The sequence below is a fragment of the Bordetella sp. genome, assembly GCF_051960075.1.
Lineage (GTDB): Bacteria > Pseudomonadota > Gammaproteobacteria > Burkholderiales > Burkholderiaceae_B > Bordetella.
Genome location: NZ_JBQCER010000097.1, coordinates 51,312 through 63,587, shown reverse-complemented (window position 1 = coordinate 63,587; position 12,276 = coordinate 51,312). Strand labels below are relative to the sequence as shown.

Here is a 12,276-nt window from a genome sequence, read left to right as displayed (position 1 = left end):
CTCGGACCGGCGCAGCCCGCTGTAATAGAACAGTTCGAACCGGGCCGGGTCGCGCTGGGCGGCTGGGTCGTCGGCGCGTGGCGGTGGGGCTTGCGTGTTGGCGTGTTCGAGCTGGCCCTGGGTCTGCTCGACCGACAGGGCCTTGGGCAGGCCGCGCGGCGCCTTGGGGGCGCGCACGCCGGCCGCGGGATTGCCGGGCAGTCCGGCCTGGGGCGCCCACCATTGATAGAAGCCGCGCCAGGCGGCCAGCGCACGGGCCAGACTGCGCGGCCCCAGCCCCTGGGCGTGCAGGCGGGCGACGAATTGGCGAATATGGCCGTTGGCGATGCGCTCGAGCGGCAATTTGGCGTTGGCGGCCAGTTCGGCCAGATGCCGCAGGTCGCGACCGTAGCCGTCCAGCGTGTGGCGAGCGTAGCGGCGGTTGGCCTGCAAATGATGCAGCCAGGCCTGCATGGGTGCCGCCAGCGCAGTGTGCTCGGCGGGTTCCGAAGCCTTGGGCTCGGTGGTCATGGCGGGTCCTAGCTTGCCGCGGGCTCGGCCAGACGCTTGAGCGCGGCGCAGGACAGGCGGGCGACGGTGTCGAGGAACATCGTGCCCATGTCGGGGTCAAAGCGCGCCGGGTCGTCCGAGCCCAGCAGCAGCAGGCCGATGCTGGGCCCGTCTTCGTCGGGGCGCAGCGCGATCAGGGCCAGCGATTGCGGCCGGGCGTCGAGCCAGGACACGGCTTCGAAGCCGGTGTCGTTGCCGCAGTAGGGCGTTTTGAGGCTGTCGGCAAAGGTGCGCACATCGTCGGAAACGCCGGCGGCGTAGCCGCTGTCGGCGGCCAGGCCCGGCAGGTTCCACAGGCGCAGGGCGGCATGTTCGATCTTGAATTGTTCGGCCAGGCCTAGGGTGATGGCGCCGGGCAGATGCTGGGGATCGGTCTGGCTCATCAGGCCGGCGCACCATTGCGTCAGGCGGGTCGAGATGGTTTCGCTGGCGACGGCATTGCGCACCAGTTCGTTGATGCGCCATTCCTGCTCGCGGCTGCGCTCGCGCAGCGTGAGGATCTGCCGTTCGACCAGCGAGATGGTCTGGCCCGAATGCGGGTGCGGCAGGCGCATGGCGGTGAACACGTCGGCGTGTTCCTCGAAGAAGGCCGGGTTCTGGGCGAGGAAGTCGGCGATGTCTTGGGCGGAGTGGGTCATGGAGAGGGCGGCTGCGGCTCAGCGGTTCAGGGCCAGGGAGAAAACCAGTTTGTCGATGTCGATGGCGCCGTTGAATACGGACTCGGCCGGACCGGTCATGCGCAGATGGCGGCCGTCGAAGGCGATGGTGAGCACGCCGCCGCGCGTCTGCACGCGCACCGGACTTTGCAGCAGGCCGCGGCGCACGCCTGCGGCCACGGCCGCGCAGGCGCCGGTGCCGCAGGCCAGCGTTTCGCCCGCGCCGCGTTCGTAGACGCGCAGGCGAATGTTGTGCGGGTCGACGATTTGCATGAAGCCGGCGTTGACGCGCTTGGGAAAGCGCGGGTGCGATTCGATCAGCGGGCCGACCTGGGCCACGGGGGCGGTGTCGACGTTGTCGACGACCATGACGGCGTGGGGATTGGAGATGGCGACCAGGGAGATGTCGACGCTGCCCTGCTTGTCGTCGGATTCGTAGGGCAAAGTCCAGAGCGTGTCTTGCTGCTGCGTGCGCGATGCCAGGCCGCGGGTGTCGAAGGGCAGGGCTTCGGGATCGAAACGGGTGCTGCCCATGTCGACGGTGACCTGCTCGTCGTCGCTTTCGTCGAGCACGATGATGCCGGTCATGATTTGGGCGCGCAGGGGGTTGCGGTCGGACAGGCCTTGTTCGTGGACGAAGCGCACGAAGCAGCGCGCGCCGTTGCCGCAGTGTTCGACTTCGCCGCCGTCGGCGTTGAAGATGCGGTAGCGGAAGTCGGCGTCCGGATCGGTGGCCGCCTCGACCAGCAGGATCTGGTCGGCGCCGATGCCGAAGTGCCGGTCGGCCAGGGCGCGGGCGCGCTCGGGCGTCATGGCGATGGTTTGGCGCACGCCGTCCAGCACGACGAAGTCGTTGCCGGCGCCGTGCATTTTGGTGAAGTTCCAGATCATCTGTCGATTATCGCGCAATCTTGCCCGGGTTCTTTAGCCGCATCGTCGCCGTGGGCATTAGCCGCTCCGGCTTCGAAGTGACGGGTTCGGCCGCCGCCTTAGGCGGCCGAAGTCCGCTGCGCGGACTGCCCCGTCACGTAGGCGCCTGCGTGGCTAATGCCCACGACGACGATGCTCATGGAGTCTCGATTAGTACAACGACGGCTCGCCCTCGGGCCTTGTCTTGAAACGCCGGTGCACCCAGTAGTACTGGCTGGGGCAGCGGCGAATCCAGGTTTCGAGTTCGCGGTTCAGGCGGGCGGTGGCCGCTTCCAGGGTATCGGTGCCGGGGAAGTCGGGCAGCGGCGGGTGGAATTCGACGTTGTAGCGGCCGGTGTCGGGATCCCAGAAGCCGAAGGCGGGAATGACGGCGGCGCGCTGGCCCAGGCGGGCGGTGGCCAGCAGGGTGGCGGCGGGGATGCCGAAGAAGGGCACGAAGGCGGCGCCTTCGGCGCCGAAGTCCATGTCGGGCAGGTAGTAGACGGGCACCAGGTTGCGCAGGTGGCGCACCAGTTCGCGCACGCCGTCGTGGCGGCTCACCAGGTGGATGGTGCTGAAGCGCGCGCGGCCCCGGTTCATGATGTCGTTGACCACGGGGTCGCGCTGCGGGGTGTACATGGTGGCCGCCGCGGGCTTGTCGTCGCGCATGGCCAGTACGAAGCGTGTGCCGGTGGCGTCCAGCGCGATGAAGTGGGGCACGAGCAGCAGCACGGGTTTGCCGGCGTCGAATTGCCGTTTGATGTTTTCGTAGCCCGTCATGTGGACCATGTCGCAGACGGCCTGGTCGCTGCCGTACCAGAGCACGCCGCGGTCGACGAAGGATTGGCCGAGCGCGCGGAAGTGCTCGCGCAGCCAGCGCTCACGCGTTTCGGCGGTCTCTTCGGGAAAACACAGTTCGAGATTGCGGCGCACGATGCGCTGGCGGCGCTTGGCGAGCCTCATCGAGAGCCAGGTCACGACGCGGCCGGCGCGCAGGCGCGCCGGCGTGCCCATGCGCGCGAACCAGCGCAGCAGCCCGGCCAGCAGCCAGTGTTTGATCTTGTTCATGTCGAATCAGCGGGGGTGTTGATCCGCGTCGGGCGCGGGCGCGGCGCCGCGCGGCGTTTTGTAGCGGTTGTAGCCCCACAGGTATTGCTCGGGGAATCGGCGGATGAGGTCTTCCATCGCGGCGTTGATGAGCGCGGCCTGCTCGGCGGTGTCTTTGGGCAGGGGTTCGGGCACGCGTGCCCTGTGGATGCGCCAGCCCTGCCCGTTGGGCAGGCGTTCGCCGGCAATGACAATGAGGATGGCGTTGGTCTGCGCGCACAGCTTGCCCGGCAAGGTCACGGTATAGGCCATGCGGCCGAAGAAGGGCGCCCACACGCCTTCGCCCGAGCTGGGAACCTGGTCGGGCAGCATGCCGGCGATGGCGCCGCGCTTGAGCGCGCGCACGAACTCGCGCACGCCCTGCATATTGGCGGGCACGGCGCGCATATTGGGCGCGTTGCGCACGACGCCCAACAGCGAGGCCAGGATGGCCTTGCGCGGGATGCGGTACATGATGAGGCCGGGCTTGTCGGGCGAGGCGTATTTGAGCCGGCCGTCCCACGCGGCGGCTTCGAAGCTGCCCAGGTGCGGCGTGAGAAACAGGACGCCGCGCCCTTCGGCCAGCGCGTCGAGGGCGATGTGTTCGTCGTCGGACACCACGCGCTTCATGCAGTCTTCGTTGCGGAACCAGATGCGCGGGGTTTCCAGGATCATGGCGCCCACTTCACCGGCCGCGCGACGCAGAAAGGCCGGGTCGGTGTAGCCGGCCTGCGCCGCGTTGGCCTGCAGGCGCTGGCGGTATTTGCCCGGCAGGGCGTAGACCAGCCGGCCCAGCATGCGTCCCAGCCCCTGCAATACGGACAGGGGCAGAAAGGCGAGGAGCCGGGCGAGGAATATAAGCATATGGGGACGGACACAATATACGGGCAGGGGTATTTTCGCTTAGAATGACAAGTTAGTCGCCGAGTTAAACGACAACTTGCGGAGCGACGGCAGGCGAGGCCTTCATGCAGTTCGGGTCAGCCGCCAAATCCGCTAAAGCGTCGCGCCCAGGTAGTCGCCCCGCGACGGGTTTGTTCGAGGCCTTGCCCGAACTCCCAAACCCTTCAACGGCAGGTGTCCAGAGCGCACGCGCCCTGCTCAACCCATCAAGGACTTACCGTGGCCAACAATGATTTTCTCTTCACTTCCGAATCCGTCTCGGAAGGCCATCCCGATAAAGTTGCGGACCAGATCTCCGATGCGATCCTGGACGCCATCTTCGAACAAGACCCCAAGTCGCGCGTTGCCGCCGAAACCCTGACCAACACCGGTCTGGTCGTGCTGGCCGGCGAGATCACCACCAACGCGCACGTCGACTACATCCAGGTCGCGCGCGACACCATCAAGCGCATCGGCTACGACAACACCGAATACGGCATCGACTACAAAGGCTGCGCAGTGCTGGTGGCCTACGACAAGCAGTCCAACGACATCGCCCAGGGCGTGGACCACGCCAGCGACGACTACCTGAACACCGGCGCCGGCGATCAGGGCCTGATGTTCGGCTACGCCTGCGACGAAACGCCCGACCTGATGCCCGCGCCGATCTATTACGCGCACCGCCTGGTCGAGCGCCAGGCCCAGCTGCGCAAAGACGGCCGCCTGCCCTTCCTGCGTCCCGACGCCAAGTCGCAGATCACCATGCGCTACGTCGACGGCAAGCCGCACAGCATCGACACCGTCGTGCTGTCCACGCAGCACAGCCCCGACCAGTCCGAGACGCAGACCAAGATGAAGGCCAGCTTCATCGAGGCCGTGATCGAAGAGATCATCAAGCCCGTGCTGCCCAAAGAGTGGCTCGACGAGACCCGCTACCTGATCAACCCCACCGGCCGCTTCGTCGTGGGCGGCCCGCAGGGCGATTGCGGCCTGACCGGCCGCAAGATCATCGTCGACACCTACGGCGGCGCCTGCCCGCACGGCGGCGGCGCGTTCTCGGGCAAGGATCCGTCCAAGGTCGACCGTTCGGCCGCCTATGCGGCGCGCTACGTGGCCAAGAACGTCGTGGCCGCCGGCCTGGCGCGCCAATGCCAGGTGCAGGTGTCCTACGCCATCGGCGTGGCCGAGCCCATGAACATCACGGTCTACACCGAGGGCACGGGCGTCATCCCCGACGATCAGATCGCCAAGCTGGTGCGCGAGCACTTCGACCTGCGCCCCAAGGGCATCATCAACATGCTCGACCTGCTGCGTCCGATCTACAGCAAGACGGCCGCCTACGGCCACTTCGGCCGTCCCGAACCCGAATTCACCTGGGAAGCGACGGACAAGGCGGCGCTGCTCAAGGCTGCCGCCGGCCGCTAAGCCGCACGCATCTCGTGCGCTGACGACCCCTGCTGCGGCAGGGGTTTTTCGTTGCAGGGGCTTGAAAAGCCGCCTGCGCGAGCGGTGGTAACCTAGCCCGAATGACTTCCATGATTCCCAACCCTGCAGGCGATCTGCCCGGCATCGAAGAAAAGCCGAGCGTCTTCACCATGTCCGACTCGCCTTGCGTAGCAGTCTGCTCGACCCTTTACGACGACATCTGCCGCGGCTGCGGCCGCACGGCCATGGAAGTGGCCAACTGGGTGTTTTTCAGCGAAGAAGAAAAGCGGGTCATCTGGGCGCGGATACGCGCCGAGGGATATCCGCGTCGGCCATGAAAGCCCGCCCGTGTTAGCCCGGCGAGCGCGTCAGGCGCGCATATAGGCCCATCCTTGCGCCTGTCGCTCGGCGATATGCAGAACGGCGGCAGGCACGACGGCGATATCAGGCGGCGCGGTCAGCGCGTTGGCTTCCAGCGTGTTGCGGCACAGGCGCAAATGCGCATCGAGCGGGTGGGGCTGCGCCAGCGCCGCGGCGACGGCGCCGGCGTTGCGACCAGCTCCACTTGGGCATCCGGCGCGATCTTGAGCAGATTGGCCAGATTGCGTCGGGCGCGTTCGAGCGATGCCGGCGTCGGGGCGTGGATCAGCAGGCGTACGGGGTCGGTGTTCACGGTGTTCTCGCGTTCGAGGTTCAATCCGGGTCCAGGCCGAGTTCGACAGACAAGTGCTCCACATGACCTGTGAAGCGCGGGTCTTTGCGGTCGCGCGGCCGCGGCAGATCGATCGACAGGTTTTCCGTCACCTGGGCGGGATGGCCGCCCAGCACGATCACCCGATCGGCCAGAAATACGGCTTCGTCGATGTCGTGGGTGACGAACAGCACCGCCGCGCCGGTCACCTGCCACAGGCGGATCAATTCGGTCTGCAGCTTGTGGCGCGTCAGCGCGTCGACCGCGCTGAAGGGTTCGTCCATCAGCAGCAAGTCGGGTTTTACGGCCAGGGCGCGGGCGATGCCCACGCGCTGCGCCTGCCCGCCCGAGAGCTGGTGCGGCCAGCGGTCGGACAGGCTGGCCAGTCCGGTCAGTTGCAAGGCCTCGTCCACGCGCGCGCGCTTTTCGTCGGCCGGCAGGTCGAGCGTTTCCAGGCCGTAGGCGATATTGCCGGCCACGCTGCGCCAGGGCAGCAGGCGGCCGTCCTGGAAGACCACGGCGCGGCGGCGGCTGCCGGGCCGGCGCGGCAGCGTAAAGCGCATCGCGCCCGCGTCAGGCTCGATCAGGCCTGCCGCCAAGCGCAGCAAGGTGGACTTGCCCACGCCCGAACCGCCCACCACCGCTACGAATTCGCCCGCCGCAATGTCGAGCGACAAGTCCGAGACGACGGGTTGCGCGGCGTTCGGATGCGTATAGCTCAGCGCTTCGAATTCGATCACGGACGCCATGCCAGCACCTTCTTTTCCAGACCGACGTAGATCAGGTCGCTGGCCGCGTACACCAGCGAAATCGCCAGCATGTAGACCACCACGGCGTTGTAGTCGCCCACACCGGCCGCCGCGTTCATCTCCTGGCCCATGCCGGGCACGCCCAGCAGTTCGGCCGCGATCAGCGTCATCCAGGCCTGGCCGATGCCGGCACGGATGCCGGCCAGCGCGCCCGGGGCGATGGCCGGCAGCGTGATGCTCCAGGCGCGGCGCCAGTAGCCGCCCTGGCCGAAGCTGCGGGCCAGTTCATAGAGGCGCGGGTCGATATGGCGCACCGCGCCGTAGGTGGCGAAGTAGTTGATCCAGAACACGCCGATGGAGATGACGAAGGCGGCGCCCGCGTGCGTGACCTTGAACCAGGCAATGGCAAAGACCACCCAGGCCAGCGGCGGGATAGGGCGCAGCACGCGCACCAGATAGGCCTGCAGCAGATCGAGGCGGGGCAGCGTGGCCGCCGCCAGGCCCCAGATTACGCCCAGCAGCGAGCCCATCGCCAGGCCCCAGAAATAGTGGACCAGGCTGGAACCGACGGCCGGCAGCAGCCGCCCCGAACGCCATTCGTTCATGAAGGCGGCCGGCACGGCGAAGGGATCGGGCAGGGTCTGCGGATTGACCCAGCCGAATGCGCCCGCGGCCTTCCACAGCAGGACGAACAGGACGATGCCGGCAATGCCGTACAACGCACTGCGCAGACGGGTTTTCATTGCTTGGCGCGGGACTTGGCCACGGCGTCGTAGAAGCGCGTGTCGAACAGGCGGTTCACGTCAACCGGCGGGCCTTCCTGCGCGCCCGTGTCTTGCTGGAATTTCTGCAGCACGCGCGTGGCGGGGATGATGACGTTGGGATCGGCCTCGAACTGGGCCTTGGAATTGCGGATGGCCTGTTCGACCAGCTTCACCGGCAAGCGGCCGCCGGCCACGTATTTCTGCACCAGCGGCGCGGCCTTGGCCGGATCGTCGCGCAGCAGCGCCGTGGCCGAGATCTGCTCGGCCCCCAGCGCCGTCACCAGGTCGGGGTGTTCGTGGATGAGCGTCCCGCGCACCAGCAGCACCGCGCCGGGTTGATGCGGAAAGAGGTCGGAGCCGCGCGCCACCACGCGCGCCGTGGGCGCTTTGTTCAGCACCGTGGTGACGGTGGGCTCGAGAATCACGGCCGCGTCGACTGCGCCGGTCAGCAGCGATTGCTGAATCTGCGCTTCGCCCTGCGTGATCAGCTTGTAGGAGGCGGGATCGGCCTTGATGCGCCTGCGCAGCCAATACTGCAGCGCCGCTTCGGGCACCGAGCCGCGCGGATAGCTGGCGATTACCGGCACACGGCCCTTGTCTTTGGCGAAGCGAACAAACGCGGTGGCCGCATCGCCGCCGTTGGCGAAGTACGGCGCCAGGCCGCCCAGCGCCACCAGGCTGACCTGCTCGACGATATTGGACGCCACGACTTTGAAGTCGCCGCCTTTGGCCGCGACCACCAGCGCCGGGCCGATGCCGACATAGGCCGCGTCGAGCTGGCCGGCGAGGATGGCCTGGACCATGGCCGGGCCGCTCTGGAACTGCACGAGCTTGGGCTGTGCGCCGTCGACGGCGGGCAGGGCGTTCTGGCCGGCCGCGACGAACAGTTGCGCGGCGGGGAGGATGGGCAGATAGCCGATTTCGAGCGGGGCGGCCGTTGCCGTGGCGTTCATTGCCACCGACGTCGCGGCGGCCAGACCCAAAGCCAGCGCGGCTTGGGCAAGAATGCGTTTCATATTCTTGAATCCAAATACTGTGACGCCTACCAACGAGGCGTTTTATATATTTTATTTACATAACAAAATGTCCTTAATATCCGTTTGGAATAAGGAAATTCGGAATTTGATGGCCCGCTTTGTTTGGCAGGTCAGTGATAGTCTTCTTCACGCTGGTGGCGGACGGCCAGCACAATGACATTTCCCGACCCGGCGATCTCATAGAACCAGAACGCGTCGGCCAGGGTGAAATTGCCTTCGACGTTCACGATTCGGCGGACGTGATCGGGATAGGTGTGAGCGCACAGCATGGCGATCGCGCCGCCGACGGAATGGCCAACCCCGTCGACGGGGAAAGGCCGCCTGCAACTTCCGTTTTGTGCCGCCCGAATCACCCAGTACAATTCCGCAATCCTGAGGAGCGCTGCGACGTTTCCCGCTGGCGGTTCGATCCGTCCCGGGGCCGCCAGGCTCAGGAACTTCTTTGGGGCGTGGCGCTTGCCGCGTTCCCGCAACGGCGCTCACCTTCGTCGCACTGGCGTAAAGGTGAGGCTGTACATGTATGTGTCTCCTTTGCCGCCGGCGCGACGCCGAGTGTCGATTCATCATTACTGGAGCACGAAACCATGACCAAACCCACCGATTACATCGTTGCCGACATGGCGCTGGCCGATTGGGGCCGCAAAGAGCTGGCCATCGCCGAAACCGAGATGCCCGGCCTGATGGCCATCCGCGAAGAGTTCGGCCCCAAGCAGCCGCTGAAGGGCGCGCGCATCGCCGGCAGCCTGCACATGACCATCCAGACCGGCGTGCTGATCGAGACGCTGGTGGCCCTGGGTGCCGAAGTGCGCTGGGCGTCGTGCAACATCTTCTCGACGCAGGATCACGCCGCCGCGGCCATCGCCGCCACCGGCACGCCGGTGTTCGCCATCAAGGGCGAGACGCTGGAACAATATTGGGAATACACCCACAAGATCTTCGAATGGCCCGGTGAGCAGGCCAACATGATTCTGGACGACGGCGGCGACGCGACGCTGCTGCTGCACCTGGGCACCAAGGCCGAGAAGGACCTCTCGGTGTTGGCCAATCCCGTCAGCGAAGAAGAGCGCGTGCTGTTCGCCGCCATCAAGAAGACGCTGGAGCGCGATGCGAAGTGGTATTCCACCCGCCTCTCGCAGATCAAGGGCGTGACCGAAGAGACCACCACCGGCGTGCATCGCCTGTACCAGATGTCGCAGAAGGGCGAGCTGGCCTTCGCCGCCATCAACGTCAACGATTCGGTGACCAAGTCCAAGTTCGACAACCTGTACGGCTGCCGCGAATCGCTGGTCGACGGCATCAAGCGCGCCACCGACGTGATGATCGCCGGCAAGATCGCCGTGGTGGCGGGCTTCGGCGACGTGGGCAAGGGCTGCGCCCAGGCCCTGGCCGCGCTGCGCGCGCAGGTGTGGGTGACCGAGATCGATCCGATCTGCGCCCTGCAGGCCTCGATGGAAGGCTACAAGGTCGTGACCATGGACGAGGCGGCCGCACACGCCGACATCTTCGTTACCGCCACCGGCAACTACAACGTCATCACCCGCAAGCACATGGACGCCATGAAGGATCAGGCCATCGTGTGCAATATCGGCCACTTCGATAACGAAATCGACGTCGCGTCGATCGAAGACCTCAAGTGGGAAGAGATCAAGCCGCAGGTCGATCACGTGATCTTCCCCGACGGCAAGCGCATCATCATGCTGGCCAAGGGCCGCCTGGTGAACCTGGGCTGCGCCACCGGCCACCCGTCGTTCGTGATGTCTTCGTCTTTCGCCAACCAGACCATTGCGCAGATCGAGCTCTTCACGCGCAACGATTCCTACACCAAGGGCGAGGTCTACGTGCTGCCCAAGCACCTGGACGAAAAGGTCGCGATGCTGCATCTGAAGAAGCTGGGCGTGAAGCTGACGACGCTGACCCCGCAGCAGGCCGACTACATCGGCGTGCCGGTGCAAGGTCCGTTCAAGGCGGATCACTATCGGTACTAAGCTGGGCCGCTTGTGTTCTTGAGGCGCCGCCGACAGGGCTGCGCAAGTTCCGATGCTCGCCGCTTCCGCGGCTGCGGACGGCGCCCCGCGCTTCGGACTCCCTCCGTCCTGTCGACGGCTTGCAGCATTCAGTCGGCGTGAGGTTTTAAGCCGTCACCTATGAATGCAGCAAGCCGAGGACCCCGGAGCAATCCGAAGCGCGGGGCGGCCTACGCAGACGCCACCGGCGGCGAACGTCGGAATTGCGCAGGGCAGCCTCGGCAACTTAAGAACTCGGATCGACCTCAGCTTTATAAACAGCACGATTTTCAACAAGGAGCATCACCATGAACCTGATCCTGGTCTGGATACTGAACGCCGTGGCTCTGCTGGTCGTGGCTTACATACTCCCTGGCATTACCGTCGCCAGCTTCGGCTCGGCCCTGGTCGCGGCGCTCGTGCTGGGCCTGCTCAATATGCTGGTCAAGCCGGTGCTGATCCTGCTTACCCTGCCCATCACCATCGTCACGCTCGGCCTGTTCCTGGTCGTGCTCAACGCCTTGCTGTTCTGGCTTGCCGGCTCCATTTTGCGCGGCTTTCAGGTCAGCGGCTTCTGGTGGGCCGTGGGCGGCGCCATTCTTTACAGCATCATCTCGGGCCTTTTGTCCCGCATCATTCCCTGACGGCCTGCCATGACCGATACGACTCCCGCCTACAGTCTCGAATTTTTTCCGCCGCGCGACCCGGCCGGGCAAGAACGCCTGGTCGAGACCGCCAAGCGGCTGCTGGTGGTTCAACCCAAGTACATCAGCGTTACGTTCGGCGCCGGCGGTTCCACCCAGTCGGGCACGGTCGAGGCCGTGCGCGCGCTGCGGGCCATGGGCTGCGATGCGGCGCCGCACTTGTCGTGCATAGGTTCCACGCGCGCTCGCCTGAGCGAAATCCTGCAGTCCTACAAGGCCGAGGGCATCAAGCGCCTGGTGGCGCTGCGCGGCGACCTGCCCTCGGGCATGGGCGGCGACGGCGGCGACCTGCGCCATGCCAGCGATCTGGTGGCCTTCATTCGCGAACAGACCGGCGACTGGTTTCACATCGAAGTGGCGGCCTATCCCGAAATGCATCCGCAGGCGCGCGACGCCGCGAGCGATCTCAGGCATTTCGCCGCCAAGGTCAAGGCGGGCGCCGATTCTGCCATCACGCAGTATTTCTTCAATGCCGATGCGTACTTCGACTTCGTCGGGCGGGCGCAGGCGGCGGGCGTGAGCGTGCCCATCGTGCCGGGCATCATGCCCATCACCAACTCCAGCCAATTGCTGCGCTTCTCCGATGCCTGCGGCGCCGAAGTGCCGCGCTGGATACGCCTGCGGCTGGCCGAGTTCGGCGACGACAAGGCGTCGATCCGCGCCTTCGGTCACGATGTGGTGACGCGCCTGTGCGGGCGCCTGCTCGAAGGCGGCGCGCCGGGCGTGCATTTCTACACCCTGAACCAGGCCGACGCCACGCTGGGGATCTGGCAGGCGCTGACCGGCAAGGCCTGAGAACGGCGGTCTGAAGCCCGCGTCCC

The 12,276-nt window shown here is 66.2% G+C and carries 14 protein-coding genes, 1 pseudogene and 1 riboswitch; of the genes and pseudogenes, 5 read left to right on the top strand and 10 right to left on the bottom strand.

Going from position 1 to position 12,276, the window contains the following annotated elements; all coding sequences use genetic code 11:
• The 5 genes from ACTHJ1_RS17250 to ACTHJ1_RS17230 all read right to left on the bottom strand — a co-directional run.
• Nucleotides 1-510 (bottom strand): site-specific integrase (locus ACTHJ1_RS17250; protein WP_440194955.1); only part of this gene is annotated, 510 nt, incomplete at its 3' end.
• Nucleotides 511-518: 8 nt separating this feature from the next.
• Nucleotides 519-1,187 (bottom strand): DUF484 family protein, encoded by a 669-nt coding sequence (locus tag ACTHJ1_RS17245; protein WP_440194952.1) that lies wholly within the window; start codon nucleotides 1,185-1,187, stop codon nucleotides 519-521.
• An 18-nt stretch (nucleotides 1,188-1,205) separates the two neighbouring features.
• A complete protein-coding gene (gene dapF, locus ACTHJ1_RS17240; protein WP_440194949.1) occupies nucleotides 1,206-2,114 on the bottom strand; it encodes a diaminopimelate epimerase in 909 nt (302 codons plus the stop codon).
• 171 nt (nucleotides 2,115-2,285) lie between these two features.
• A complete protein-coding gene (locus ACTHJ1_RS17235; RefSeq protein WP_440194946.1) occupies nucleotides 2,286-3,182 on the bottom strand; it encodes a lysophospholipid acyltransferase family protein in 897 nt (298 codons plus the stop codon).
• 6 nt (nucleotides 3,183-3,188) lie between these two features.
• Nucleotides 3,189-4,064: a lysophospholipid acyltransferase family protein gene (locus tag ACTHJ1_RS17230; RefSeq protein ID WP_440194943.1), complete on the bottom strand. Its 876-nt coding sequence runs from the start codon at nucleotides 4,062-4,064 to the stop codon at nucleotides 3,189-3,191.
• Between the two features lie 258 nt (nucleotides 4,065-4,322).
• On the opposite strand from ACTHJ1_RS17230, the gene metK reads away from it, so the two are divergent.
• Nucleotides 4,323-5,507, top strand: a complete 1,185-nt coding sequence (gene metK, locus ACTHJ1_RS17225; RefSeq protein ID WP_440194940.1) for a methionine adenosyltransferase — start codon at nucleotides 4,323-4,325, stop codon at nucleotides 5,505-5,507.
• 110 nt (nucleotides 5,508-5,617) lie between these two features.
• A complete protein-coding gene (locus ACTHJ1_RS17220; RefSeq protein WP_440194937.1) occupies nucleotides 5,618-5,845 on the top strand; it encodes a DUF1289 domain-containing protein in 228 nt (75 codons plus the stop codon).
• Between the two features lie 119 nt (nucleotides 5,846-5,964).
• Here the strand turns inward: ACTHJ1_RS17220 and ACTHJ1_RS17215 are convergent, their stop codons facing one another.
• The 5 genes and pseudogenes from ACTHJ1_RS17215 to ACTHJ1_RS17195 all read right to left on the bottom strand — a co-directional run.
• Nucleotides 5,965-6,204, bottom strand: a complete 240-nt coding sequence (locus ACTHJ1_RS17215; RefSeq protein WP_440194934.1) for a hypothetical protein — start codon at nucleotides 6,202-6,204, stop codon at nucleotides 5,965-5,967.
• Nucleotides 6,201-6,947 carry an ABC transporter ATP-binding protein gene (locus ACTHJ1_RS17210; RefSeq protein WP_440194931.1) on the bottom strand — a complete coding sequence of 249 codons (747 nt, stop codon included), beginning with the start codon at nucleotides 6,945-6,947 and terminating at the stop codon, nucleotides 6,201-6,203. The genes ACTHJ1_RS17215 and ACTHJ1_RS17210 overlap by 4 nt, the downstream gene beginning before the upstream one ends.
• Nucleotides 6,935-7,690, bottom strand: coding sequence for an ABC transporter permease (locus ACTHJ1_RS17205; RefSeq protein ID WP_440194929.1), 756 nt, complete (start codon nucleotides 7,688-7,690; stop codon nucleotides 6,935-6,937). The genes ACTHJ1_RS17210 and ACTHJ1_RS17205 overlap by 13 nt, the downstream gene beginning before the upstream one ends.
• Nucleotides 7,687-8,727: an ABC transporter substrate-binding protein gene (locus ACTHJ1_RS17200; RefSeq protein WP_440194926.1), complete on the bottom strand. Its 1,041-nt coding sequence runs from the start codon at nucleotides 8,725-8,727 to the stop codon at nucleotides 7,687-7,689. Before ACTHJ1_RS17200 ends, ACTHJ1_RS17205 begins: the two co-directional genes overlap by 4 nt.
• 206 nt (nucleotides 8,728-8,933) lie before the next feature.
• Nucleotides 8,934-9,059 (bottom strand): annotated as a pseudogene (locus tag ACTHJ1_RS17195) (alpha/beta fold hydrolase); the annotation flags it as partial.
• Nucleotides 9,060-9,116: 57 nt separating this feature from the next.
• Nucleotides 9,117-9,236: riboswitch (S-adenosyl-L-homocysteine riboswitch) on the top strand.
• Between the two features lie 96 nt (nucleotides 9,237-9,332).
• Here ACTHJ1_RS17195 and ahcY point away from each other — a divergent pair.
• From ahcY to metF, 3 genes are all read left to right on the top strand, one after another.
• Nucleotides 9,333-10,733: an adenosylhomocysteinase gene (ahcY, locus tag ACTHJ1_RS17190; protein WP_440194923.1), complete on the top strand. Its 1,401-nt coding sequence runs from the start codon at nucleotides 9,333-9,335 to the stop codon at nucleotides 10,731-10,733.
• A gap of 326 nt (nucleotides 10,734-11,059) precedes the next feature.
• Entirely contained in the window at nucleotides 11,060-11,395 is a 336-nt protein-coding gene (locus tag ACTHJ1_RS17185) for a phage holin family protein (RefSeq protein WP_440194920.1), read from the top strand.
• A 9-nt stretch (nucleotides 11,396-11,404) separates the two neighbouring features.
• Nucleotides 11,405-12,250, top strand: coding sequence for a methylenetetrahydrofolate reductase [NAD(P)H] (metF, locus tag ACTHJ1_RS17180; protein ID WP_440194917.1), 846 nt, complete (start codon nucleotides 11,405-11,407; stop codon nucleotides 12,248-12,250).
• Nucleotides 12,251-12,276 lie beyond the last annotated feature (26 nt).

What these genes read in the sequence shown, in the direction of transcription:
- ACTHJ1_RS17210 (WP_440194931.1), bottom strand. Translation starts at nt 6,947, where the DNA reads ATGGCGTCCGTGATCGAATTCGAAGCGCTGAGCTATACGCATCCGAAC.
- ahcY (WP_440194923.1), top strand. Translation starts at nt 9,333, where the DNA reads ATGACCAAACCCACCGATTACATCGTTGCCGACATGGCGCTGGCCGAT.
- ACTHJ1_RS17185 (WP_440194920.1), top strand. Translation starts at nt 11,060, where the DNA reads ATGAACCTGATCCTGGTCTGGATACTGAACGCCGTGGCTCTGCTGGTC.
- ACTHJ1_RS17205 (WP_440194929.1), bottom strand. Translation starts at nt 7,690, where the DNA reads ATGAAAACCCGTCTGCGCAGTGCGTTGTACGGCATTGCCGGCATCGTC.
- ACTHJ1_RS17220 (WP_440194937.1), top strand. Translation starts at nt 5,618, where the DNA reads ATGATTCCCAACCCTGCAGGCGATCTGCCCGGCATCGAAGAAAAGCCG.
- ACTHJ1_RS17230 (WP_440194943.1), bottom strand. Translation starts at nt 4,064, where the DNA reads ATGCTTATATTCCTCGCCCGGCTCCTCGCCTTTCTGCCCCTGTCCGTA.
- ACTHJ1_RS17200 (WP_440194926.1), bottom strand. Translation starts at nt 8,727, where the DNA reads ATGAAACGCATTCTTGCCCAAGCCGCGCTGGCTTTGGGTCTGGCCGCC.
- ACTHJ1_RS17235 (WP_440194946.1), bottom strand. Translation starts at nt 3,182, where the DNA reads ATGAACAAGATCAAACACTGGCTGCTGGCCGGGCTGCTGCGCTGGTTC.
- metF (WP_440194917.1), top strand. Translation starts at nt 11,405, where the DNA reads ATGACCGATACGACTCCCGCCTACAGTCTCGAATTTTTTCCGCCGCGC.
- ACTHJ1_RS17245 (WP_440194952.1), bottom strand. Translation starts at nt 1,187, where the DNA reads ATGACCCACTCCGCCCAAGACATCGCCGACTTCCTCGCCCAGAACCCG.